This window comes from Vibrio aerogenes, from assembly GCF_024346755.1.
Taxonomy (GTDB): Bacteria; Pseudomonadota; Gammaproteobacteria; order Enterobacterales; family Vibrionaceae; genus Vibrio; species Vibrio aerogenes.
Window position 1 is genome coordinate 3,589,497 of the sequence record NZ_AP024861.1, and the last position, 23,245, is coordinate 3,612,741.

At 44.3% G+C, this 23,245-nt stretch carries 20 protein-coding genes and 4 tRNA genes; 5 read left to right on the top strand and 19 right to left on the bottom strand.

Annotated features, from left to right (window positions below):
* Positions 1-69: 69 nt before the first annotated feature.
* From rpoB to OCV29_RS16075, 12 genes are all read right to left on the bottom strand, one after another.
* Positions 70-4,101, bottom strand: coding sequence for a DNA-directed RNA polymerase subunit beta (rpoB, locus tag OCV29_RS16020; RefSeq protein ID WP_073603670.1), 4,032 nt, complete (start codon positions 4,099-4,101; stop codon positions 70-72).
* Between the two features lie 253 nt (positions 4,102-4,354).
* The gene (gene rplL, locus OCV29_RS16025; RefSeq protein ID WP_073603669.1) at positions 4,355-4,726 is read right to left on the bottom strand and encodes a 50S ribosomal protein L7/L12; all 372 of its coding nucleotides are present in this window, start codon (positions 4,724-4,726) and stop codon (positions 4,355-4,357) included.
* Between the two features lie 57 nt (positions 4,727-4,783).
* Positions 4,784-5,278 carry a 50S ribosomal protein L10 gene (gene rplJ / locus OCV29_RS16030; RefSeq protein ID WP_073603668.1) on the bottom strand — a complete coding sequence of 165 codons (495 nt, stop codon included), beginning with the start codon at positions 5,276-5,278 and terminating at the stop codon, positions 4,784-4,786.
* A 275-nt stretch (positions 5,279-5,553) separates the two neighbouring features.
* Complete coding sequence (gene rplA, locus OCV29_RS16035) at positions 5,554-6,258, bottom strand: 50S ribosomal protein L1 (protein ID WP_073603667.1); 705 nt, start codon at positions 6,256-6,258, stop codon at positions 5,554-5,556.
* Positions 6,259-6,262: 4 nt separating this feature from the next.
* Complete coding sequence (gene rplK / locus OCV29_RS16040; RefSeq protein ID WP_073603666.1) at positions 6,263-6,691, bottom strand: 50S ribosomal protein L11; 429 nt, start codon at positions 6,689-6,691, stop codon at positions 6,263-6,265.
* 128 nt (positions 6,692-6,819) lie between these two features.
* On the bottom strand, positions 6,820-7,368 hold the full coding sequence (gene nusG / locus OCV29_RS16045) for a transcription termination/antitermination protein NusG (RefSeq protein ID WP_073603665.1): 549 nt from the start codon (positions 7,366-7,368) through the stop codon (positions 6,820-6,822).
* 12 nt (positions 7,369-7,380) lie between these two features.
* Entirely contained in the window at positions 7,381-7,764 is a 384-nt protein-coding gene (gene secE / locus OCV29_RS16050) for a preprotein translocase subunit SecE (protein WP_073603664.1), read from the bottom strand.
* Positions 7,765-7,979: 215 nt separating this feature from the next.
* Complete coding sequence (gene tuf / locus OCV29_RS16055; protein ID WP_073603663.1) at positions 7,980-9,164, bottom strand: elongation factor Tu; 1,185 nt, start codon at positions 9,162-9,164, stop codon at positions 7,980-7,982.
* A gap of 99 nt (positions 9,165-9,263) precedes the next feature.
* Positions 9,264-9,339 (bottom strand) — tRNA-Thr (locus OCV29_RS16060).
* 13 nt (positions 9,340-9,352) lie between these two features.
* Positions 9,353-9,427, bottom strand: a tRNA-Gly gene (locus OCV29_RS16065).
* 37 nt (positions 9,428-9,464) lie between these two features.
* Positions 9,465-9,549: transfer RNA gene (locus OCV29_RS16070), tRNA-Tyr, on the bottom strand.
* 36 nt (positions 9,550-9,585) lie between these two features.
* Positions 9,586-9,661, bottom strand: a tRNA-Thr gene (locus OCV29_RS16075).
* 206 nt (positions 9,662-9,867) lie between these two features.
* On the opposite strand from OCV29_RS16075, the gene coaA reads away from it, so the two are divergent.
* Positions 9,868-10,788 carry a type I pantothenate kinase gene (coaA, locus tag OCV29_RS16080; RefSeq protein WP_139281574.1) on the top strand — a complete coding sequence of 307 codons (921 nt, stop codon included), beginning with the start codon at positions 9,868-9,870 and terminating at the stop codon, positions 10,786-10,788.
* Between the two features lie 42 nt (positions 10,789-10,830).
* Here coaA and birA read toward each other — a convergent pair whose 3' ends face one another.
* Positions 10,831-11,808 carry a bifunctional biotin--[acetyl-CoA-carboxylase] ligase/biotin operon repressor BirA gene (birA, locus tag OCV29_RS16085; RefSeq protein ID WP_073603661.1) on the bottom strand — a complete coding sequence of 326 codons (978 nt, stop codon included), beginning with the start codon at positions 11,806-11,808 and terminating at the stop codon, positions 10,831-10,833.
* Complete coding sequence (murB, locus tag OCV29_RS16090) at positions 11,805-12,854, bottom strand: UDP-N-acetylmuramate dehydrogenase (RefSeq protein WP_073603660.1); 1,050 nt, start codon at positions 12,852-12,854, stop codon at positions 11,805-11,807. The genes birA and murB overlap by 4 nt, the downstream gene beginning before the upstream one ends.
* Positions 12,855-12,912: 58 nt before the next feature.
* Between murB and OCV29_RS16095 the strand changes: the two genes are divergently transcribed.
* A complete protein-coding gene (locus OCV29_RS16095) occupies positions 12,913-13,353 on the top strand; it encodes a GNAT family N-acetyltransferase (protein WP_073603659.1) in 441 nt (146 codons plus the stop codon).
* Between the two features lie 228 nt (positions 13,354-13,581).
* Positions 13,582-14,922, top strand: coding sequence for a CDP-diacylglycerol--serine O-phosphatidyltransferase (gene pssA / locus OCV29_RS16100; RefSeq protein ID WP_073603658.1), 1,341 nt, complete (start codon positions 13,582-13,584; stop codon positions 14,920-14,922).
* A gap of 64 nt (positions 14,923-14,986) precedes the next feature.
* Here the strand turns inward: pssA and fre are convergent, their stop codons facing one another.
* The 5 genes from fre to trxA form a co-directional block, all read right to left on the bottom strand.
* Positions 14,987-15,700 (bottom strand): NAD(P)H-flavin reductase, encoded by a 714-nt coding sequence (gene fre / locus OCV29_RS16105; RefSeq protein WP_073603657.1) that lies wholly within the window; start codon positions 15,698-15,700, stop codon positions 14,987-14,989.
* A 100-nt stretch (positions 15,701-15,800) separates the two neighbouring features.
* Positions 15,801-17,267, bottom strand: coding sequence for a 4-hydroxy-3-polyprenylbenzoate decarboxylase (gene ubiD / locus OCV29_RS16110; protein ID WP_073603656.1), 1,467 nt, complete (start codon positions 17,265-17,267; stop codon positions 15,801-15,803).
* A gap of 143 nt (positions 17,268-17,410) precedes the next feature.
* Positions 17,411-18,388: a hypothetical protein gene (locus OCV29_RS16115; protein ID WP_084193308.1), complete on the bottom strand. Its 978-nt coding sequence runs from the start codon at positions 18,386-18,388 to the stop codon at positions 17,411-17,413.
* Between the two features lie 127 nt (positions 18,389-18,515).
* Positions 18,516-19,775, bottom strand: a complete 1,260-nt coding sequence (gene rho, locus OCV29_RS16120) for a transcription termination factor Rho (protein WP_073603654.1) — start codon at positions 19,773-19,775, stop codon at positions 18,516-18,518.
* A 205-nt stretch (positions 19,776-19,980) separates the two neighbouring features.
* Positions 19,981-20,307: a thioredoxin TrxA gene (trxA, locus tag OCV29_RS16125; RefSeq protein WP_073603653.1), complete on the bottom strand. Its 327-nt coding sequence runs from the start codon at positions 20,305-20,307 to the stop codon at positions 19,981-19,983.
* Positions 20,308-20,417: 110 nt separating this feature from the next.
* Between trxA and rhlB the strand changes: the two genes are divergently transcribed.
* Together rhlB and gppA are read left to right on the top strand one after the other, a co-directional pair.
* Positions 20,418-21,737 carry an ATP-dependent RNA helicase RhlB gene (rhlB, locus tag OCV29_RS16130; RefSeq protein WP_073603652.1) on the top strand — a complete coding sequence of 440 codons (1,320 nt, stop codon included), beginning with the start codon at positions 20,418-20,420 and terminating at the stop codon, positions 21,735-21,737.
* Positions 21,738-21,745: 8 nt separating this feature from the next.
* Positions 21,746-23,239 carry a guanosine-5'-triphosphate,3'-diphosphate diphosphatase gene (gene gppA, locus OCV29_RS16135; protein WP_073603651.1) on the top strand — a complete coding sequence of 498 codons (1,494 nt, stop codon included), beginning with the start codon at positions 21,746-21,748 and terminating at the stop codon, positions 23,237-23,239.
* Positions 23,240-23,245 lie beyond the last annotated feature (6 nt).

Genomic DNA, 23,245 nt, shown 5'->3' on the forward strand with positions numbered 1-23,245 from the left:
CAGCTCCTGTAAGGAGTTAAAGGGAGCTTGTCACAGACAAGCACCCTTCTAACAGATAATCCAAATGGATTACTCTTCGTCTTCTAACTCGATGTTGATACCAAGTGAGCGAATCTCTTTTAACAATACGTTAAAGGATTCTGGCATGCCTGGTTCCATACTATGGTTTCCGTCAACGATGTTTTTGTACATCTTCGTCCGGCCATTGACATCATCTGATTTCACTGTCAGCATTTCCTGCAACGTATACGCTGCACCGTATGCTTCAAGTGCCCACACTTCCATCTCACCGAAGCGCTGACCACCAAACTGAGCTTTACCACCCAGTGGTTGCTGAGTAACCAGACTATAAGAACCAGTTGAACGCGCATGCATCTTGTCATCAACAAGGTGATTCAATTTCAGCATGTACATGTAACCGACAGTTACCGGACGTTCAAATGCATCCCCTGTGCGACCATCAAACAGCGTGAGCTGGCCTGACTCAGGTAGATCAGCAAGTTTTAGCAAACTCTTAATTTCTGGTTCTGTTGCACCATCAAAGACTGGCGTTGCAACAGGCAGCCCCTTGCGTAAATTACCAGCCAGAACACGAACATCCTCATCAGACAGAGAAGCAATATCAACTTTCTGACGAATATCGTTACCCAAGCTATAAACCTGCTGCAGAAAATCTCTGAGTTTCGCAATTTCCTGTTGCTCTCTGACCATGGCATTGATCTTATCACCAATACCTTTCGCAGCGGCACCAAGGTGGACTTCCAAAATCTGACCAATGTTCATCCGCGATGGTACACCCAGTGGGTTCAGGACGATATCAACAGGATTACCTTTTTCGTCGTAAGGCATATCTTCAACAGGGTTAATTTTCGAAATTACACCCTTGTTACCGTGACGACCAGCCATCTTATCACCAGGCTGAATGCGACGTTTTACGGCCAGATAAACTTTAACGATTTTCAAGACACCAGGCGCAAGATCATCACCCTGCGTTATCTTGCGACGCTTCATCTCGAATTTCTTATCGAAATCAGCTTTCAGCTCATCCCATTGCTCAGCAAGCTGCTCTAACTGAGACTGTTGCTCGCTGTCTTCGATTGTTTGCTCTAACCATTTCTTCCGGTCAATCGAGTCCAGTCTTGCTTCAGAGTACCCACTGGAAAGCAGAACTGCTCTCACACGAGCAAGTAAGCCACCTTCAAGAATCTGGAATTCTTCAGTCAGATCTTTCTTCGCTTCTTTCAGCTGCATCTGCTCGATTTCAAGCGCACGCTTATCTTTTTCAACACCATCGCGTGTAAAGACCTGAACATCGATAACCGTACCGGAAACAGAGTTCGGCACACGCAATGACGTGTCTTTCACATCGGATGCTTTTTCACCAAAAATAGCACGCAGCAGCTTTTCTTCTGGTGTCAGTTGTGTTTCACCTTTTGGCGTCACTTTGCCAACCAGAATATCGCCACCTTTGACTTCAGCACCGATATAAACGATACCTGATTCATCCAGCTTAGACAGCGCAGCCTCACCCACATTTGGAATATCAGCAGTAATCTCTTCAGCACCCAGTTTTGTATCACGGGCGACACAAGACAATTCCTGAATATGGATAGTGGTAAAACGGTCTTCCTGAACAACACGCTCAGAAACAAGGATTGAATCCTCAAAGTTATAACCATTCCAAGGCATAAATGCGATACGCATATTCTGCCCCAGAGCCAACTCACCTAAATCAGTTGACGGGCCATCAGCAAGTACATCACCGCGGGCAACTGGCTCTCCAGGCATCACACATGGACGCTGGTTAATACAAGTGTTCTGGTTCGAACGCGTGTACTTAGTCAGGTTATAGATATCGATACCTGCTTCACCAGGAACCAGTTCGTCATCATTCACCTTCACAACGATGCGCGATGCGTCAACGGACTGGATCATACCACCACGTTTTGCAACCGCAGTTACACCAGAGTCAACTGCAACATTACGCTCAATACCTGTACCAACGAGTGGTTTGTCTGCACGCAGTGTTGGAACGGCCTGACGTTGCATGTTCGCACCCATCAAGGCACGGTTTGCATCATCGTGTTCAAGGAATGGAATCAAAGACGCAGCAATCGATACCACCTGGTTGGTTGCAACGTCCATATAGCTGACATGTTCACGAGGATGAAGACCTGATTCACCTTTCTGACGGGCCGTGATCAACTCATCAGCAAAAGTACCTTCTTCACTTAATTTGGCATTCGCCTGTGCAATGATGAATTGTCCTTCTTCAATTGCGGAAAGGTAATCCACCTCATCAGTCACGACACCATCAACAACACGGCGATATGGCGTCTCAAGGAAACCATATTCGTTACAACGGGCAAACGCTGATAGTGAGTTGATCAAACCGATGTTTGGTCCTTCTGGCGTTTCAATTGGACACAGACGACCATAGTGAGTTACGTGGACGTCCCGTACCTCAAAACCTGCACGCTCACGCGTCAAACCACCCGGGCCTAATGCAGAAATACGACGCTTATGCGTTACTTCCGACAGCGGGTTGTTTTGATCCATAAACTGCGACAACTGAGAAGAACCAAAGAATTCTTTCACTGCTGCTGAAATTGGTTTGGCATTGATCAGGTCCTGAGGCATAACATTGTCAAGATCGCCCAGACTCAAACGCTCTTTTACTGCACGTTCAACACGGACTAAACCAACCCGGAACTGGTTCTCAGCCATTTCACCAACACTTCGGATACGTCGGTTGCCTAAGTGGTCGATATCATCAACTTCTCCAATCCCGTTACGGATTGAGATAAGTTTTTTCATGACTTCGATGATGTCGATTTCGTCTAAAGTTCCCTGCTCACCCGCATCATCACGGCCAATAGAACTATTGAACTTCATCCGGCCAACTGTAGACAAGTCATAACGTTCTTCAGAGAAGAATAAACTCTCAAACAACGCTTCAGCAGCTTCTTTTGTTGGTGGCTCACCAGGACGCATCATCCGGTAAATTTCAACCAAGGCAGAAATTCGGTCCGTTGTGCTGTCGATACGTAAGGTATCAGACATGAAAGAACCATGATCAAGTTCATTGGTATAAAGAACTTCTATTCTCTTATATCCGGCCTGTGATAGCTTCGCTAAAGTTTCCAGGCTGATTTCCTGGTTTGCCGCAGCAATAATCTCGCCAGTATCCTGATCGATATAATCATTGGAGGCAATCTTGCCAACAATGTATTCAACAGGTACTTCAATAAAAGCAACATTATCTTTTTCTAACTGACGGATATGACGTGCAGTGATGCGACGACCTTGCTCAACATATACATTGCCGTTCGCTTCGATATCAAAGCTTGCCGTTTCGCCACGCAGACGTTCAGGAATCAGCTCCATCATCAACGTTTGATCTTTGACTTCGAAAATAATTTTATCGAAGAAGAGATCAAGGATTTCTTCAGTCGTTTTACCTAGTGCACGAAGAATAATTGATGCAGGTAATTTGCGGCGGCGATCGATACGCACATACAGATTGTCCTTCGGATCAAACTCAAAATCGAGCCATGAACCACGGTAAGGAATCACACGTGCGTTATATAAAACTTTTCCTGATGAGTGAGTCTTTCCCTTATCGCTGTCGAAGAACACGCCGGGGCTTCGGTGCAGCTGGGATACGATAACCCTCTCGGTACCATTAATTACGAAGGTACCATTATCTGTCATGAGTGGAATTTCACCCATGTAGACTTCTTGTTCTTTAATATCTTTGACAGTACCCGCTGGCGCGTCTTTATCAAAAATAACCAGACGTAATTTCACACGTAGTGGTTTTGAATAAGTTACACCACGAATTTGACATTCTTTAACATCAAATACTGGCTCACCAAGACGGTAGCTAACGTATTGCAGCTCAGAATTGCCATTATAGCTCTGAATTGGAAAAACAGAACGGAAGGCAGCTTCCAGACCATATTGCCCTTCAGGATCCTGTTCGATGAATTTGTCGAACGAATCGAGCTGGATCGATAGCAGGTATGGAATGTCCAACACTTGTGGACGAGTACCAAAGTCCTTGCGGATGCGCTTTTTCTCGGTATAAGAGTAAACCATGGGGTTCCTCAGCTCGCTGATAAGTGACCCAAACTGCCCACCAATAAAACTATACTAAAAGTTTAAAGGATAAGGACAGTGACTAACTCGCTGTTTATTTGTAGTTACGTTTCATCACGTTGGATGAAACGACTTTGCATGGATATCGAACGCCTAAACAGCGGGAAAAACCGCCGATACCCTACAGCGCAAAAAGGCCGGTGGTCAATAAACCACCAGCCATTAGCCTTTCGGCTAAGCAACTAAGTATAAATTACTTAACTTCAACAGTTGCACCAGCTTCTTCAAGTTGAGCTTTCAACGCTTCAGCTTCATCTTTCTCAACACCTTCTTTCAGAGGTGATGGAGCACCGTCTACAAGCGCTTTAGCTTCTTTCAGGCCAAGACCAGTTGCGCCACGTACCGCTTTGATGGCAGCAACTTTGTTACCGCCTGCAGCAGTCAGGATGACGTCAAATTCAGTTTGCTCAGCAGCAGCATCGCCACCAGCAGCAGCACCGCCAGCAACAACAGCAGCTGCAGCAGATACACCGAATTTTTCTTCCATTGCTTCGATAAGTTCAACAACTTGCATTACAGACATTTCTGCAACTGCGTCTAGGATTTGCTCGTTAGTAATAGACATAACAATTCTCTTTTAAGTCAACAATAAGTTTATTTTGCAACCAGTAAAAAGCAAGGCTTACGCCGCAGCTTCTTGCTTTTGATCGCGAACAGCAGCGATAGTACGTACCAATTTTCCAGCAGAAGCTTCTTTCATGCACATCATCAAGCGTGCAATCGCTTCGTCGTATGTTGGTAGTGTTGCGAGTACTTCAACGTCAGCAACTGCGCCTTCGAATGCAGCAGCTTTGATCTCAAATTTGTCGTTCTCTTTCGCGAAATCTTTAAAAAGACGCGCGGCAGCACCTGGGTGCTCGTTAGAGAATGCGATCAGAGTAGGACCAACAAAAGTGTCATTCAGACACTCATAATCCGTACCCTGAACCGCACGACGTGCTAATGTATTACGAACAACTTTCATGTAAACACCCGCTTCACGCGCTTGTTTACGAAGAGTAGTCATCGCACTAACATCTACACCACGAGAGTCAGCTACAACTGCAGAAAGTGCACCACTGGCCGCTTCGTTGACTTCAGCAACAATTGCTTTTTTGTCTTGAAGATTTAAAGCCATTTTGGATTTACTCCTGGTTGTCGTTACACCACTCATTGCCATTTGAAATAACAATGAGAGCTATTGAGGTGCATTCCCAGAAGAAAGATAACTATATAATATAGAGCTTTCTGTCAGTTCGGGCACCATCTACGCAGGACAATTAAGTTTCCGGCTGGAAAACACCTGCGGTCTTGGACGGAGACTGTTTTTTGTTTAAATGAAACAAGAAGTTCAGCCCCAACCACAAATTCAGGCGCAAAATTATACATAATTTTCGCGCCTGATCAAATATTTTATGCTTGCTGTGTATTCAGAGTTGCCTGATCTACAGCGACGCCAGCACCCATTGTTGTAGAGATACTTACTTTTTTCAGGAAAGTACCTTTAGCATTGGATGGTTTCGCTTTTTTCAGAGCGATAATCAGCGCTTCAAGATTTTCTCTAATTTGGTCAGCATCAAAAGAAACTTTGCCGATAGTTGTATGAACGATACCATTCTTATCATTACGGTAACGAACCTGACCTGCTTTTGCATTCTTCACAGCTTCAGCAACGTTAGGTGTTACAGTACCAACTTTCGGGTTTGGCATCAGGCCACGAGGACCAAGAATTGTACCTAACTGACCAACAACACGCATTGCATCAGGAGAAGCAACAACAACGTCGAAGTTCATTTCGCCTTTCTTCACCTGCTCAGCCAGATCTTCCATACCAACCAGATCAGCACCAGCTTCTTTCGCAGCTTCAGCATTTGCGCCCTGAGTAAATACAGCTACGCGGATTTCGCGACCAGTGCCGTGAGGCAGTACAGTTGCGCCACGAACGTTTTGATCAGATTTACGAGCATCAATACCCAAGTTAACAGCTACATCTACAGATTCAACGAATTTAGCAGTTGCCAGTTCTTTCAGCAGTGCTACAGCTTCATTGATATCGTATTCTTTAGTGACGTCAACTTTCTCGCGAATAGTACGCATACGCTTTGTTAATTTTGCCATGATATTAACCCTCTACCACTAGGCCCATAGAACGGGCAGTACCAGCGATAGAACGTTTCATCGCTTCAATATCAGCACCAGTCATATCAGCAGCTTTAGTTTCTGCAATCTCCTGAAGCTGAGCATCAGTTACAGTCCCTACTTTTTCAGTATTTGGACGACCTGAACCAGATTTAATACCCGCAGCTTTTTTCAGAAGTACTGAAGCTGGTGGTGTTTTGGTAACAAACGTAAATGAACGGTCACTGTATACTGTGATAACAACAGGTGTAGGCAGACCTTTTTCAATTGATTCTGTTTTTGCATTAAATGCTTTACAGAATTCCATGATATTCACACCATGCTGACCCAGAGCTGGACCAACTGGTGGACTTGGGTTAGCCATACCCGCTGCAACCTGCAGCTTGATATAAGCTTCAACTTTCTTAGCCATGATATTTCCTATATTTGGGTTCTGACGCTAATCGTTTGATCAGCTCCCCGGTTAAAAATAAATACCCTATGTAAGGGGGGGCGAAATTATAGTCATAATTTGCGCAACAAACAACCCTGAAAAAGGTTCTAACTCAGTTTTTCTACCTGACCAAACTCAAGCTCAACCGGAGTCGCACGGCCAAAGATAGATACTGATACTTTCAGACGACTCTTTTCATAGTCAACTTCTTCCACAGTACCATTGAAGTCAGCAAATGGGCCATCATTTACACGAACAACTTCACCCGCTTCAAACATGGTTTTCGGACGTGGTGCTTCGCTCGCTTTTTCCAAACGATTTAAAATAGCATCTGCTTCTTTGTCTGTGATAGGAGCAGGACGATCTGATGTACCACCAATGAAGCCCATCACTCGGGGAACGCTACGCACAAGATGCCAGGATTCATCATTCATGATCATCTGCACAAGTACATATCCCGGAAAGAACTTTCTTTCACTCTTGCGTCGCTGGCCTGCTCGCATTTCAACAACTTCTTCAGTAGGAACCAAAACTTCTCCGAAGAAGTCTTCCATTCCATGCATTTTTATATGCTCACGTAATGACTGAGCAACACGTCCTTCAAACCCGGAAAAGGCTTGAACAACGTACCAGCGTTTTTTAGGAGCTTCACTCATGAATTAAACCCTCTATACTCCTGTTGCGAATGCAACAAGACGAACCATAATACCGTCAATACCCCACAGAGCTAATGCCATAACAACACATACAGCCAATACAATCAGCGTTGTCTGTATGGTCTCTTGACGAGTAGGCCATACCACTTTGCGCACTTCGATTTTCGCTTCGCGGGCAAACTTAATTGCAATCTGACCTTTAATTGTTGTCGCAGCAACACCCAGTGCAGCCGCGATCAAAACGATGACACCCGCAGCCCGGATTACAATGGAGACTGTCTCACCGTAAAATGAGTTACCTACTACTGCAGCAGCCAACAGAACAAGAGCAAGAAACCACTTAAACTTATCAACTGCATTGGAGCTCTCAGGAGTTTCAGCATGATTTGCTTTCATAAACCAACCTGTTACTAGTCTTAATATAGACGACAATAACCCCGCTAATGCAGGGCAATACGGTTGATATACAACCTAACTGCTATATATCGAACCAGATAAAAACTTTTTCTGTTCAACTTCTCAACGATTGACTAACAAGTAATCAATATATATCTTCAGTGCAGAAAAAGGGCATCAAATGATGCCCTTTTTACTAGTGTTAAGTCAAATCATTATGCGATGATTTTAGCAACAACACCGGCGCCTACTGTACGGCCACCTTCACGAATCGCAAAACGAAGACCTTCGTCCATCGCGATTGGCGCAATCAGCTCAACAATCATCTTGATGTTGTCGCCTGGCATCACCATTTCTACGCCTTCTGGTAACTCAATCGCACCTGTTACGTCCGTTGTACGGAAGTAGAACTGTGGACGGTAGCCTTTGAAGAATGGTGTATGACGACCACCTTCATCTTTTGACAACACGTAAACTTCTGATTCGAATTTTGTGTGCGGCGTGATTGAACCTGGCTTAGCAAGTACCTGACCACGCTCTACTTCATCACGCTTAGTACCACGCAGAAGCACGCCAACGTTCTCACCTGCACGACCTTCGTCAAGCAGCTTACGGAACATTTCTACACCAGTACAAGTCGTCTTAGTCGTCTCTTTGATACCGATGATTTCTACTTCGTCACCAACTGTGATGATGCCTTGCTCTACACGACCTGTTACTACTGTACCACGGCCCTGGATTGAGAATACATCTTCGATTGGCAGAATGAAATCCTGATCGATTGCACGCTCTGGCTCTGGGATGTAAGTATCCAAAGCTTCTGCAAGCTCAACAATCTTGTCTTCCCACTCTTTCTCACCGTTCAGTGCACCCAGTGCTGAACCCTGAATTACTGGCAAGTCATCTCCAGGGAATTCATATTCTGAAAGCAGTTCACGTACTTCCATTTCTACCAGCTCAAGCAGCTCTTCATCATCTACCATGTCACATTTGTTCATGAAGACGATGATGTAAGGAATACCTACCTGACGACCCAGCAGGATGTGCTCACGAGTCTGTGGCATTGGACCATCTGTCGCTGCAACAACCAGGATACCACCATCCATCTGTGCCGCACCTGTGATCATGTTTTTTACATAATCCGCGTGTCCAGGACAGTCTACGTGCGCGTAGTGGCGGCTTGGAGTGTCATACTCAACGTGTGAAGTCGCGATTGTGATACCACGCTCACGCTCTTCAGGCGCGTTATCGATTGATGCGAAATCTTTCGCTTCACCACCATACACTTTGGCAAGTGTTGTACAGATTGCTGCTGTTAGCGTTGTTTTACCGTGGTCAACGTGGCCGATAGTACCAACGTTTACGTGCGGTTTCGTACGTTCAAATTTTTCTTTAGACATAATAGTCCCTCTAGGTACGGATTTAAGGTGGCTTTATGACCACGCAACCAAAATTATTGGTAATAAAGTATATAACAAAAGGAAATGTTTGCTTAGAGCTGGTGCTGATAGGCAGACTCGAACTGCCGACCTCATCCTTACCAAGGATGCGCTCTACCACCTGAGCTATATCAGCACTCATAATTGAGTGGAGCGGGCAGCGGGAATCGAACCCGCATCATCAGCTTGGAAGGCTGAGGTAATAGCCATTATACGATGCCCGCACACGTAGTAACTCTGAGAGCTATTTCCTAAAGAATATGGTGGAGGGGGACGGATTCGAACCATCGAAGGCAGTGCCGGCAGATTTACAGTCTGCTCCCTTTGGCCACTCGGGAACCCCTCCAAATTTTAACTCACTCTATTTTAACAAAAAATAAAGTGGTGCCGACTGCCGGAATCGAACTGGCGACCTACTGATTACAAGTCAGTTGCTCTACCTACTGAGCTAAGTCGGCGTAAGTGGGGCGCATTCTATTGAATGATTTCATCCCTTGCAAGCCTTTCTGCGAAAAAAAATTCAAATTTCTTATGTTTTTGCTTATTCGCTGCTTTTTCAGACAATTTCCCCTGCTGTAACCTAATATATTGTCATTGTTTGTTGCTTTCTCTTTTTTTCTTAGGGTATGTTGCTGTACCTGCCGATTTCAGTCATGGGTATAATATGAATCCTTACTTATCATTTGATAGATATCAATGGTCGGAACTTCGCAATTCAGTTCCAATGACACTGTCAGAGAACGATCTTCTTGAATTGCAAGGCATTAATGAACAACTGACCATGAAGGAAGCAGTTGAAATTTATTTACCTTTGGCAAGACTACTGAATTTATATGTCGCTTCACGTCAAACAAGAAATACGATTCTAAACCAGTTTTTAGGACGAAAAAGAGTGCCTCCTTTTGTGATCGGTATTGCCGGGAGCGTTGCAGTCGGGAAAAGCACCACAGCACGTCTGCTGAAAGCACTTCTTTCCCGTTGGGAAAACCACCCTAAAGTTGAGCTGGTCACAACAGATGGGTTTCTTTATCCGAATGAAGTCCTCCTTGAGAAAGGCATTATGCAGAAAAAAGGGTTTCCGGAATCCTATGATATAAAGAGCCTTGTGCAATTTGTATCCGATGTAAAATCAGGAAAACCCAACGTTTCAGCGCCGGTATATTCTCATTTGACCTATGACATCACTGAAGAAAAAAAGATTGTCAATGATCCTGATATTCTGATTCTCGAAGGGCTCAATGTCTTACAAAGCGGGATGGATTATCCCCATGCACCACACCGGGTTTTTATTTCTGATTTTCTTGATTTTTCAATTTTTGTTGATGCTAACCCAGTGTTTATTGAAAACTGGTACGTCTCAAGGTTTATGAAATTCAGGCATGGAGCCTTCAAAACACCAGGCTCTTATTTTAGTCACTACACCCGTATTGCCGAAGATGAAGCCACCTCGATAGCAAAAAATATCTGGCATGCGATTAACGGAAAAAATCTACAGGAAAATATTTTACCAACACGGGAAAGAGCACAGCTTATTTTACGTAAAGGAAAAAATCATACGGTGGAACAAATTTTACTGCGTCAATAGATTGAATTGAGATGAATTGCCCCCCGTCCAGCGACAGGATGACTAATTGTCATCCTGTTTTTCATCACTTCTTAACGAAATCTCACCACCAACAAAACTGCGTATACCTTCCTCTGTCTCCAGTAAGACTGCACCATGTGTATCAATCCCTCTTTCAATACCACGAACCACCTGATCTCCCATCAGTAATTTCACCGGGCGGTTAATAAAATTATCCATGCTATTCCATGCGTCAATGAAACCTGCAATCCCTGTTTCTTCATAACCTCTCAATATATCCGTCCAGGAACGAATTAAAGCAACTGCCAGCTCATTACGATCAATCAAATGCTCCCCCATTACCTGAGAAAGGGTCGTCCATGGCTGGTCAATCGTAATATCCTCCTGCCGCATAAACAGATTCATGCCCATGCCTATAATTAAATGCGCTGCGTCACCCGCCTGGCCGGAAACTTCAACAAGAATACCTGCCAGCTTTTTATCCTGATAATAAAGATCATTCGGCCACTTAAGCTTTACATCATCAACACCAAGCGCTTTCAGGGCCTCAATCACGGCGATACCAACAACCAGACTCAGCCCCATTGCGGCAGCCATACCGGCTTCCAGCTTCCAGTACATTGAAAAATAGAGATTAGCTCCAAAAGGTGAGTTCCATTGTCTTCCTCTTCGCCCGCGCCCCTTTGACTGATATTCAGCAAGACAGACAGCACCAGATTCAAGGTCTCCGGCCCGTTCGACTAAATACTGATTTGTCGAGTCAATAATAGGATGAAGTGTGACAGGATTAGACACATGCTGTTGAATTAAATGTTCATCCAAAAGCTGCATTGGTTGGGCAAGCTGATAACCTTTTCCCTGAACACGAAAAACATCAACACCCCAGTCCTGTATGCCTTTGATGTGTTTGCTAACCGCGGCTCTTGAGACACCCAGCTGCTCTCCCAGATATTCGCCGGAATAAAATTGCCCATCAGATAATAGCGACAAAATTTTTAATTTGGCCTGATGTGTCTTCATCCGGAACATTCCTTTTTAATCAAATCACTTAAATAAACTTCTCCCGTCGCACCAATAAAACGCACTTCATGCTCAAGTGAAACACCATATGTTTCAAATACCCGGGAATAAACATGGGCAGCTAACCGGATAACATCTTCCGCAGTTGCATTATCATCATTCACCAAAACAAGCGCCTGATTTGGGTGTACCTGCGCTCCGCCAATCTTCATACCTTTCAGGCCACATTGTTCAATCAGCCAACCCGCCGCCAGCTTCACACCCTGTTCCTGAGGATAACTTACAATATCGGGAAAACGTTGTTTAATCAGTTCAAAATCCTCATGTGAAATCACCGGATTTTTGAAGAAACTCCCGGCATTACCGCTCACCTCCGGGTCCGGTAATTTTTCCTGACGAATATGACAAACATGTTCAAAAACCGCTTCAGCCCCGGCATCTTCAGGAAGCTGGCGCAAAGCACCATAATGCAGTGCAGGCGCTCTGTTTTTCACGACAACCAATCCGATAGCAACCACAACAGCCTTTTGATACAAATGATGTTTAAAAACTGAATCTCTGTAACCAAAACAGCATTCATTTTTACTGAGGCGGTGAACGGTCAGGCTTTCCAGACAGAGGTAATCAACATATTCACAGATATCTTTGAATTCAATGCCATAAGCACCAATATTTTGGATCGGTGCACTACCTGCGCAACCCGGAATCATGGCAAGGTTTTCAAGTCCGGCTATATTTTGTCTGACGGTATTTTCCACCAAATCAGGCCAGTCTTCTCCGGCGCTGACGTGTAAATGATAGGTCGCACTATTTTCAGAAATTGTAATTCCTTTCAGACAATTGATGATGACAACCCCATCAAAGAAAGTAGTAAACAGTACATTACTTCCCTGCCCCAGAACCATTTTAGGCAGATTTTTCCACTCAGGCCGGCGATAAACATCAACCAGCTCATCAACAGAACTCACCTCGACCAAAAACCGACAACATTGCGCAATACCAAAAGTATGGTAAGCACGCAGGCTGGCATTCGAATGTATTTGCATGTTTTTCTATCAATCCGGTAAACTAAAATCTATTTAAAATCTGCTCAAACCGATTCTCATGAATCAATTATTATTCGAACAACTTGATCCTATTAAGATACCACTCATTCAACGTTTTTATAAACAACACTATCCGTCCGGAAAAGCAAAAAAAGATGAGCAAGTGATTATAGCCAAAGATAATCAGCATCAAATTTGTGCAGCGGTACGATTCAGACACATATCGAACTACCAGTTATTAACCGGTATGACAGTGGCAACAGAAAAGAGGCAGCAAGGCATAGGTCATCAGTTACTGACTTTTTGTGAACAACGGATCCTCCATGAGCAAGTCTATTGCTTTGCATTGGCACATTTAAAAGATTTTTACACGACTCATCACTTCAGATATCAAGAACCAGATACTTTGCCTGAAGCTATTCGAACGCTCTATTTTCGGTATACCCGTCAGGGAAAAGTCCTTATCCCTATGAGATACATCACCCCGGGTCCCCGATAATTCGCCAGCGCTCCAGAGAAAGACAGCCGGAAAGAAAAAGTTTGATTCATTTCTGGCTTCAATAATCTTTTTCAGGGTAGAATTTCGCGTTTAGTCTGACAAAGCGAACCGAAAAGTTGATCTGATGTCATATGTTTACAACCCAAAACAAGTTATAGCTATGCGTTCAGAGAATTTGGTAGTATTAATGCTTTGCAATTTTGCGTCTATTGGGGTAACTCGCTAACGATGATCGCTCGTAGAAATTTATTCGAACAATTGCCAACAATTGCAATAGAACCAGAAGACTTCCAGGTTTTATTCTCTGCAGAGCAATTCAGGCAATATCTGGTTCAAGCGATTCGTCAGGCCACTCATCGCATCTACATTGTTGCGCTTTATCTTGAGGCTGACGAAGCTGGCAAAGAAATCCTGACCGAACTTTATGCAGCTAAACAACGAAATCCAGACCTTGATATCAATGTCTGTGTTGACTGGCACAGAGCACAAAGAGGACTCATTGGCGCCGAAAGCTCAGCTGGAAACGCAGCGATGTATGAGTCTTTCGCTTTGTCCAGTGAACACCAGATTCCCGTATATGGTATACCAGTGCGGGGAAAAGAAGTCCTTGGTGTACTTCACCTGAAAGGATTTATTATCGATGATGAAGTGATATACAGTGGTGCCAGCCTGAATAATGTATATCTTCAATATCAGAATCGTTACCGTTTTGACCGCTATCATGTCATTCAAAGTAAAGCATTGGCTGACTCCATGGCTGGTTTTATTCACTGTCAGATGCTTTCTCATCCTGCGGTCAATAATCTGGCAACACCTTCCCGCCCGGTCACCAAGGAACTCAAGCCCGTCATACGACAATTCAGAAACTGTTTATCTCAGGCTAAATATCCATTTCAGCATCAGGAAATATCGCCAGGCCATGTTGGTATTACGCCACTCGTGGGCGTTGGAAAGAAAAGTAATCATCTGAATTTGCATATCAATCACATGATCTCGCGGGCTCAAAAAGAGATTTTCATTTGCACGCCATATTTTAACTTTCCCAAACGAATCGAAGTTCAGGTAAAGCGTGCGCTGAAGCGTGGCGTCAAAGTCAACATCATTGTCGGCGACAAAACCGCAAATGATTTTTATATCCGGCCTGAAGATACATTTAAAACAATAGGTGGCTTACCCTATTTATATGAATTGAACCTTCGCCGTTTTGCTAAAGCTAATGAAGACAAAATAGCCAGTCGCCAGCTTTCAATTCATGTATGGAAGCATGACGACAATAGTTTTCATTTGAAAGGGATCTGGGTTGACCGACAGTACATGTTAATTACAGGTAATAACCTCAATCCCCGTGCATGGCGGCTTGATCTGGAAAATGGCCTCCTGATCCAGGACCAATACGGTCACCTGACCAGTAAATTTGAGCAGGAATTCGAAAATATTCTCCAACATACCCAGCTTATCTGTACCTATAAGCAAATTGATGCTCTCGATACGTACCCCCCCAAAGTTCAACGACTGATTAAACGTATTTTACGGGTAAAAGCAGACAGGATTTTAAAACATATTCTTTGATCAGTTCCAAATGACAGCGGGCCACTTCAATGTGGCCCGCTGTCATTTTTTCCTGATTTAGTGCTCAGATAAAGCTATAAGCATCACCATAAATATGATCGCTGCGGGCATGCTTATTCAAGGTAAACTGTTCCCGGGCAAAGCCTGCCATTTCAAACCTGCCAGCAATATAAATATCCACATCAGCAAGCGAATCAAAATCTTCTGCAACCGCCTGAATCACATTGCCGGTTTTACCCTGCCAGTTACTCTCAGCTGTTTCAATGACAGGGATAAACTGAACATTTGTGTTCTGCTCATCAATTTGATTGAGCTCATCAATCGCGTAGAGTTGATGACTATCCTTCGCTCCCCAGTAAAGATATATATTTCGGCTGACTGACTGGCTCAGACAATGGTCCAGAATCGAGCGTACATAGCTAAAGCCGGTTCCTCCGGCAATCAGTAAAAGGTCCCGTTCTGAAGTTTCCCGTAACCACGCATCACCATGAGGTACATCAATACTGATATCCTGATTGTCTTTCATTGCAGCTTTCATCATTTCAACGACTTCAAACGCATATGCATTATGCTCAGCAGCTCCGATATGCAATTCCAGCTCGCCTTCATGCCGGCAAGGACTGCTTGCAATAGAAAACGGACGTTTATCCTGCTCTCCCATGACAACCATTAAGTATTGTCCGGGTTTAAATGAAACAGGCTTCGACGGCTGTAATAATATTTTATAGGTATTGCTGGCTAAAGGCTGAATCGACTTAACTTTACTTTGAATTATCATAAACTTCCTCTGAATTACCCATACCGGATAACTATCAAACTGCAATGAATGCTCTGCTTTACCTCAATATTCATCACACAAACAAATAAAAAATAATTACTTACATAATTCCCAGCTCATCCCACATTTGATCGACTCTGGCAACAACATCGGCATCTTTCTGAATTTGTCTGCCCCATTCCCGCTCTGTTTCCCCAGGCCATTTATTCGTTGCATCCATTCCCATTTTAGAACCCAATCCAACTTTTGGAGAAGCAAAATCAAGTGAGTCGATCGGTGTATTCTCAATCAAAACCGTATCACGGGCCGGATCCATTCTTGTTGTAATCGCCCAGATGACATCCTTCCAGTCTCTCGCATTGACGTCCTCATCACAAACAACAACAAATTTGGTATACATAAATTGCCGTAAAAAAGACCAAACGCCCATCATGACCCGCTTGGCATGACCTGGATATTGTTTCTTCATCGTCACAATCGCCATTCGGTAGGAACATCCTTCCGGCGGTAAATAGAAGTCAGTAATCTCCGGAAACTGTTTTTGTAATATCGGAACAAAAACCTCATTCAACGCTTCGCCTAAAACGGCAGGTTCATCTGGTGGACGCCCGGTATAGGTACTGTGATAGAGAGGATCTCTGCGCATTGTCATATGAGTAACAGTAAAGACATGATGACGCTCAACCTCATTAAAATATCCGGTATGATCGCCATAAGGACCTTCATCCGCATATTCTTCCGGATCAATATATCCTTCGAGAACAATCTCGGCGCTTGCCGGTATTTCCAAATCGTTACTGACAGACTTGACCACTTCTGACTTGCTGCCCCGCAATAAGCCAGCAAAAGCATATTCTGACAACGTGTCCGGTACTGGCGTTACAGCACCTAAAAGCGTGGCAGGATCTGCGCCAAAAGCAACAGAGACAGGAAATGGTTCTCCCGGATGCGCTTCACGCCAGTCAAAAAAGTCTGTCGCGCCTCCCCGGTGAGAAAACCAACGCATAATGATTTTATTTTTAGCTATCTTTTGCTGTCGGTAAATACCCAGATTCTGACGTTTTTTTACCGGCCCCCGGGTCACAGTAAGTCCCCATGTCATTAGCGGTGCCACATCACCAGGCCAGCAGGTCATCACCGGAATCTTATCCAGATCCACCTCATCACCTTGCCAGATAATTTCCTGGCAGGGTGCCTTTTTCAACCGCTTCACCGGCATATTCAGGACTTGTTTAAAAACCGGAAGTTTATTTAAAGCATCTTTAAACCCCTTCGGCGGTTCAGGCTCTTTCAGATAAGCTAATAGTTGTCCGACTTCCCGAAGTTCCTGAACATTTTCACGCCCCATCCCCATCGCGACACGTTCAGGCGTACCAAATAAATTAGCCAGTACAGGCATGTCATAACCAATCGGGTTTTCAAATAAAAGCGCGGGACCAGCAGCGCGCAAAGTCCTGTCACATATTTCTGTCATCTCGAATTTGGGATCAACCGGGTGCTGAATACGCTTTAACTGATCAATACTTTCAAGATATATAATAAAATCGCGTAAATCCTTAAAAATCATAAGGCATCTAGATCTGGAAAATGTAGGGTGCAGTATAACAAAAAGAATACAACTCTGACTGATATTTCTAACATAGCAAATCACTGAAATATGCCCAAAGAAGTCTGACAAACAGCTCAGCGATATAGTGATTTATGGATCACTTACAAGTCAACAAACCTTTTGATGAGATGACGCTTGATCGTTTTATTGTCCTGAATTAACTGTTGTAGCCAGTACCCATATCCTTCTTTCACCAATGATCGTGCAGTCACCTCGGCAGTGTCGCTCCGGCTCATTTGCCGGATGAGGAAATGTTTTACATTGTCTGGCATCGGTTTTAACCGGGTCAGCTGTTTGATAGCCAACAATTTTAAACCGGGATTATTTGCAGCTTTGATAATCTGCCCAACAGCAAAAGCATCCTGCTGAACAGAAAGATAGTTTAACTCTGAAATAGTAAAACCATCCGGTTTCATTAGCCATAACAACTTGTATACACCCGCATTTTTACTTCTTCTGGCTAACGCTGACATCAGCCTTGTTGAAGGCAACCAACTGGTGACTGGCTCACTGACCAGGGGATGTGTTAAATAGAGAATTTCATCATCAGTCAAACGTTCCAGTTCCTGAATCAGTAACGATTCATGTAAACGGACTAAATCTTCATCACCAGACAGCCAGGAACGCAACTCAAAATTATGCTGTCGGATACGCTGAAGCATCGACACAGTATTTTGTTGATGCTTCCATGTCCGGAGTAACCTGCCGGAAACAGCAGGAAAGTCAAAAGCAGGTACCGTAAATGTGTATCCATCTTTTCTTTCAGATAGATACCAGGCAGGCTTAATGGATTGCTGAGCCCGCACAAATTGCTTTATTTTCAATGAAACAGAAAAATGTTCCTGCTCAAGACGTTTGAGCAGTAAATAACGGGCAGCTTCCTGTCCGGGAAGGGAGATTCGCTGTAAAGAAAAATTAAGTTCATCAATTTTCTCACTAAGCAGCAATTGATGAAGTTCATTCAGCTGGCTGAGAATTTGGGATGACTGCAACAACTGTTCTCTGGAAAGCTCATCCAGCTCTCCGGCACTAACATATTGGAGGTTTGTCCATAGCAGAACAAAAAGAAGTAATAACATCAACATTCCTTGTTGTATGTGAATTACCTTCAGTAAGATTCAGTAATAGTGGAGTCTGACTCATCAAAATGCAATAAAAAAACATCACCAAGTGGTGATGTTTTCAAATTCAGAACCGGATTCAGATTTATTGACGTCTCATAGCATCAAAAAACTCGTCATTGGTTTTTGTCATTGCAAGCTTATCAATGAGGAATTCCATCGCATCGATTTCTCCCATCGGGTGAACGATCTTGCGCAAAATCCACATTTTCTGCAGCTCGTCGGCTTTTGTCAGCAATTCTTCACGACGCGTACCGGAACGGTTAAAGTCAATTGCAGGGAAAACCCGTTTCTCAGCAATCTTACGATTCAGGTGTAACTCCATGTTACCAGTTCCTTTGAACTCTTCGTAAATGACTTCATCCATTTTAGAACCGGTATCAACCAACGCTGTGGCAATAATTGTCAGGCTTCCGCCTTCTTCAACATTCCGTGCAGCGCCGAAAAATCTTTTGGGCCGGTGTAATGCATTCGCGTCCACACCACCGGTTAATACTTTTCCGGATGAAGGGACGACCGTATTATATGCACGGGCTAAACGTGTAATTGAGTCAAGCAAGATAACAACATCTTTTTTATGCTCAACCAGACGTTTGGCCTTTTCAATCACCATTTCAGCAACCTGAACGTGGCGGGATGCAGGCTCATCGAAAGTCGAAGCAACCACTTCACCTTTGACCAAACGCTGCATTTCTGTGACTTCTTCCGGACGTTCATCAATCAAAAGTACCATCAGTTCACATTCAGGGTGATTGTACGCAATGCTTTGAGCAATATTTTGCAAAAGCATCGTCTTACCCGCTTTTGGCGGCGCAACAATCAACCCACGCTGGCCTTTACCAATCGGTGATGCCAGATCAAGAACACGCGCAGTGATGTCTTCTGTTGAGCCATTCCCCCGCTCCATAATCATACGCTCATTGGCATGTAACGGCGTCAGGTTTTCAAAGAGGATCTTATTGCGGGCATTGTCTGGCTTGTCGTCGTTAACAGTATTCACTTTCAGCAATGCAAAATAACGCTCACCTTCTTTTGGCGGGCGAATCTTACCGGAGATGGAATCCCCTGTACGCAGGTTAAAACGACGTATCTGACTGGGTGACACATAGATGTCATCCGGGCCTGCCAGATAGGAGCTGTCAGAGCTGCGCAAGAAGCCGAAACCATCCTGCAGAATTTCTAACACGCCATCACCAAAAATATCTTCTCCGCTCTTTGCATGCGCTTTCAGTATCGAGAAGATAATGTCTTGTTTTCTCAAACGTGCAAGGTTTTCCAGCCCGAGGCTTTCACCAAGTTTCACGAGATCAGACACAGGTCTGTTCTTTAGTTCTGTTAGGTTCATTGTGGTGGATTGTTGTTTAGTCAAAATTAGGATCTGTTTGCTAAGTTAAGGTTAAGATAGACTTTGGCCTCAGGATTGACCAAGAAGTGAACACATATTTAATTAACGTGCATTAAACTAGCACCATTTAATTATCGAGTCCAGATATTGTTGTAAGTTTATGTGCAAAACCGTACATATTTCTATATACGGTTTTTGCTCAAGATCACAAATGTGAATCTAAAAACTCAACCAACTGAGTTTTGGACAACGCACCAACTTTTGTTGCAGCAACCTGACCATTCTTAAACAACAATAAAGTCGGGATACCACGAATACCAAATTTCGCTGGCGTATCAGCATTTTGATCAATATTCAGTTTTCCGATAGTGAGTTTATCTCCGAACTCTTCTGCGATCTCATCGAGAATCGGAGCAATCATTTTACATGGACCACACCATTCCGCCCAAAAATCTACAAGAACAGGGCCTGCAGCTTTGATTACACTGTCCTCAAAACCTTCATCACTAAGCTGCAAAATCTTATCACTCATCTTCAACTCCAATGTTTTTCCTGAACTGATTGCATAATGATCAGCATTTAGATGTCCTATTGGAATGTATTTACTTCCGTATTGCAAGCTTAAGCTGATATTCTATAGTGATGAAAAAGACACATATCACAGAGCAAAAATTCGCCGATTTGGGATTACACCCCCAAATTAAAACAGGTTTGACAACAAAAGGGTTCGAATTTTGTACCCCGATTCAAGCCTTGGCGCTGCCGGTACTGCTCTCCGGCCAAGACATTGCAGGCCAGGCCCAAACAGGGACTGGTAAAACTTTAACGTTTCTTGCTGCGACATTTCATCATCTGCTGACCATTCCTGCTCATGAAGGCCGGAAGCCGGGTAATCCAAGAGCGATTATCATGGCACCAACCCGCGAACTGGCCATACAAATTTTTCATGATGCAGAGCCACTGACACAAAGCTCAGGACTGAAAGTGGCCCTTGCCTATGGTGGTGAAAGTTACGAGAAACAATTATCCCGGCTCAAAGATGGTGTCGATATTCTGATTGGAACCACAGGACGAATCATCGACTTTTATAAACAGCGGGTGTTCAACCTGAATAACATTCAGGTGGTAGTCCTTGATGAAGCAGACCGGATGTTTGACCTTGGTTTTATTAAAGATATCCGCTTTTTATTCCGCCGGATGCCTGAACCAAAAGAACGTTTGAACATGCTCTTTTCTGCCACCTTATCTTACCGGGTACAGGAACTGGCGTTTGAACACATGAACCAGCCTGAGCATATTGTTGTAGAACCAGAACAAAAAACCGGGCACCGGATCAAAGAAGAGCTCTTTTATCCATCCAATGAACATAAAATGTCTTTGCTTCAAACATTGATTGAAGAAGAATGGCCCGATCGGGCAATCATTTTTGCAAATACCAAACATAAATGTGAATCAGTCTGGGGGCACCTTGCAGCCGACGGACATCGTGCAGGCCTGTTAACCGGGGACGTCCCTCAGAAAAAACGGGAACGGATTTTAGAACAGTTTACACAAGGCCAGCTGGATATTCTGGTCGCAACTGATGTGGCTGCACGGGGATTACATATTCCGCAGGTCACCCATGTATTTAACTATGATTTACCTGATGACAGTGAAGATTATGTTCACCGGATAGGCCGTACAGGACGCGCAGGCGCAAGCGGTCACTCAATCAGCTTCGCCTGTGAAGAATACGCCATCAACCTGCCTGCCATCGAAAGCTATATTAATCACACGATTCCTGTATCTGATTATGATGCATCGGCTTTATTGACAGATTTGCCTGCGCCATTGAAAATGCATTCACCTCGTCCTGCCCGGAGAACCAATACCGGCGGTGCACGTTCAGGAAACAACAACGGGCAACCCAGAAAAAGACAGAAGCGTTCAGGGTCGCCTCAACACAAAAAAAAGGATAGCTGAGTCTTTTTATGAGCCAGGTCGTACCTTCACCACTATATGCAGCTATTGATTTAGGTTCCAATAGCTTCCACATGCTCATTGTCCGCCATGTCAATGGCAGTGTACAAACAATGGCAAAAATCAAGCGTAAAGTCAGACTTGCAGCTGGTTTGGATGAGCAAAATACGTTGAGTGAAGAAGCCATGCAACGCGGCTGGGATTGCCTGCGTCTTTTTGCTGAACGGCTTCAGGATATTCCAGGGGAGAATATCCGGATTGTTGGGACCGCAACATTAAGAACAGCAACTAATGCAGATGTATTCATCCGGAAAGCCAATCAAATCTTAGGTTATCCGCTTGAAGTCATTCCCGGCACCGATGAAGCCGCGACGATTTATAAAGGTGTTGCCCATACATCAGGTGGTTCAGGGCGCCGGCTGGTTGTCGATATTGGTGGCGCAAGCACCGAGTTAATCATCGGTGAAGGCTTCGAAGCAAATGCATTAACCAGCCTGAAAATGGGATGTGTCACCTGGCTTGAAAAACATTTCCGCAACAGGCAACTCACTGAGTCAAACTTTATTCAGGCGATAGAAGATGCCAAACAAGTTATCCGGCCGGTTTTACAGCAATATCAGAAATTAGGCTGGGATGTCTGTGTTGGCGCAAGTGGTACTGTACAGGCACTTCAGGAAATCATGCTCGCTCAGGGCATGGATGAAGTGATTACACTGGCAAAACTGAAACGTCTGCAAAATCAGGCGATGTTGGCAGATCATCTGGAAGAACTGGAAATTGAAGGCTTAACACTGGAAAGAGCGCTGGTTTTTCCAAGTGGCCTGTCGATTCTGATAGCGATCTTTGAATTGCTGAATATCAGCGCCATGACACTGGCTGGAGGCGCACTGCGGGAAGGACTGGTCTACGAAATGATCACCGAACTCCGGCAGGATAATATCCGTGAGCGTACAATCAAAAGTATGCAAAGCCGTTATCAGATCGACGACATCTATGCCGGGCAGGTGGCAAACCTTGCCAGCCAATTGTTTCAGCAGTGCGGCGGGTCAGCATGGATTCCTGAGCCACAGTCTGAAATGCTGCTCAGAACTGCGGCTCAATTACATGAAATCGGTCTGTCGATTGATTTCAAAACAGGTGGTCAGCATAACGCCTATCTCATTCAACATTCAGATCTGCCGGGATTTACCCGGGCCCAGCGTTATTTTCTGGGTGAGTTAACCCGGCGCTACCGGGATACGTTAACATCGTTACCGGAACAACATGCATTGTCCAGCACCAGTGGTAAAAGGCTGCTGAGGTTACTGAGACTGGCAGTATTGCTCAGTCACCGCCGGGATCAACAGCTGGTTCCGGAATTTGTCGTCACGGCAGACAAAGAAAAACTGACACTCAGTATTGATCTGCAATGGCTGGACAACAACCCACTCACCAAAGCTGAGCTGGAAACAGAGAGTAACCGGCAAACCGATATGGGGTGGCCACTGGTACTCACCGAAAAATAGCAGGAA

Excerpts from the sequence above, each read along its gene's own strand:
- rpoB (WP_073603670.1), bottom strand. The coding sequence starts at position 4,101 with ATGGTTTACTCTTATACCGAGAAAAAGCGCATCCGCAAGGACTTTGGT.
- rplL (WP_073603669.1), bottom strand. The coding sequence starts at position 4,726 with ATGTCTATTACTAACGAGCAAATCCTAGACGCAGTTGCAGAAATGTCT.
- rplJ (WP_073603668.1), bottom strand. The coding sequence starts at position 5,278 with ATGGCTTTAAATCTTCAAGACAAAAAAGCAATTGTTGCTGAAGTCAAC.
- rplA (WP_073603667.1), bottom strand. The coding sequence starts at position 6,258 with ATGGCAAAATTAACAAAGCGTATGCGTACTATTCGCGAGAAAGTTGAC.
- rplK (WP_073603666.1), bottom strand. The coding sequence starts at position 6,691 with ATGGCTAAGAAAGTTGAAGCTTATATCAAGCTGCAGGTTGCAGCGGGT.
- nusG (WP_073603665.1), bottom strand. The coding sequence starts at position 7,368 with ATGAGTGAAGCTCCTAAAAAACGCTGGTACGTTGTTCAAGCCTTTTCC.
- secE (WP_073603664.1), bottom strand. The coding sequence starts at position 7,764 with ATGAAAGCAAATCATGCTGAAACTCCTGAGAGCTCCAATGCAGTTGAT.
- tuf (WP_073603663.1), bottom strand. The coding sequence starts at position 9,164 with ATGTCTAAAGAAAAATTTGAACGTACGAAACCGCACGTAAACGTTGGT.
- coaA (WP_139281574.1), top strand. The coding sequence starts at position 9,868 with ATGAATCCTTACTTATCATTTGATAGATATCAATGGTCGGAACTTCGC.
- birA (WP_073603661.1), bottom strand. The coding sequence starts at position 11,808 with ATGAAGACACATCAGGCCAAATTAAAAATTTTGTCGCTATTATCTGAT.
- murB (WP_073603660.1), bottom strand. The coding sequence starts at position 12,854 with ATGCAAATACATTCGAATGCCAGCCTGCGTGCTTACCATACTTTTGGT.
- OCV29_RS16095 (WP_073603659.1), top strand. The coding sequence starts at position 12,913 with ATGAATCAATTATTATTCGAACAACTTGATCCTATTAAGATACCACTC.
- pssA (WP_073603658.1), top strand. The coding sequence starts at position 13,582 with ATGATCGCTCGTAGAAATTTATTCGAACAATTGCCAACAATTGCAATA.
- fre (WP_073603657.1), bottom strand. The coding sequence starts at position 15,700 with ATGATAATTCAAAGTAAAGTTAAGTCGATTCAGCCTTTAGCCAGCAAT.
- ubiD (WP_073603656.1), bottom strand. The coding sequence starts at position 17,267 with ATGATTTTTAAGGATTTACGCGATTTTATTATATATCTTGAAAGTATT.
- OCV29_RS16115 (WP_084193308.1), bottom strand. The coding sequence starts at position 18,388 with ATGTTATTACTTCTTTTTGTTCTGCTATGGACAAACCTCCAATATGTT.
- rho (WP_073603654.1), bottom strand. The coding sequence starts at position 19,775 with ATGAACCTAACAGAACTAAAGAACAGACCTGTGTCTGATCTCGTGAAA.
- trxA (WP_073603653.1), bottom strand. The coding sequence starts at position 20,307 with ATGAGTGATAAGATTTTGCAGCTTAGTGATGAAGGTTTTGAGGACAGT.
- rhlB (WP_073603652.1), top strand. The coding sequence starts at position 20,418 with ATGAAAAAGACACATATCACAGAGCAAAAATTCGCCGATTTGGGATTA.
- gppA (WP_073603651.1), top strand. The coding sequence starts at position 21,746 with ATGAGCCAGGTCGTACCTTCACCACTATATGCAGCTATTGATTTAGGT.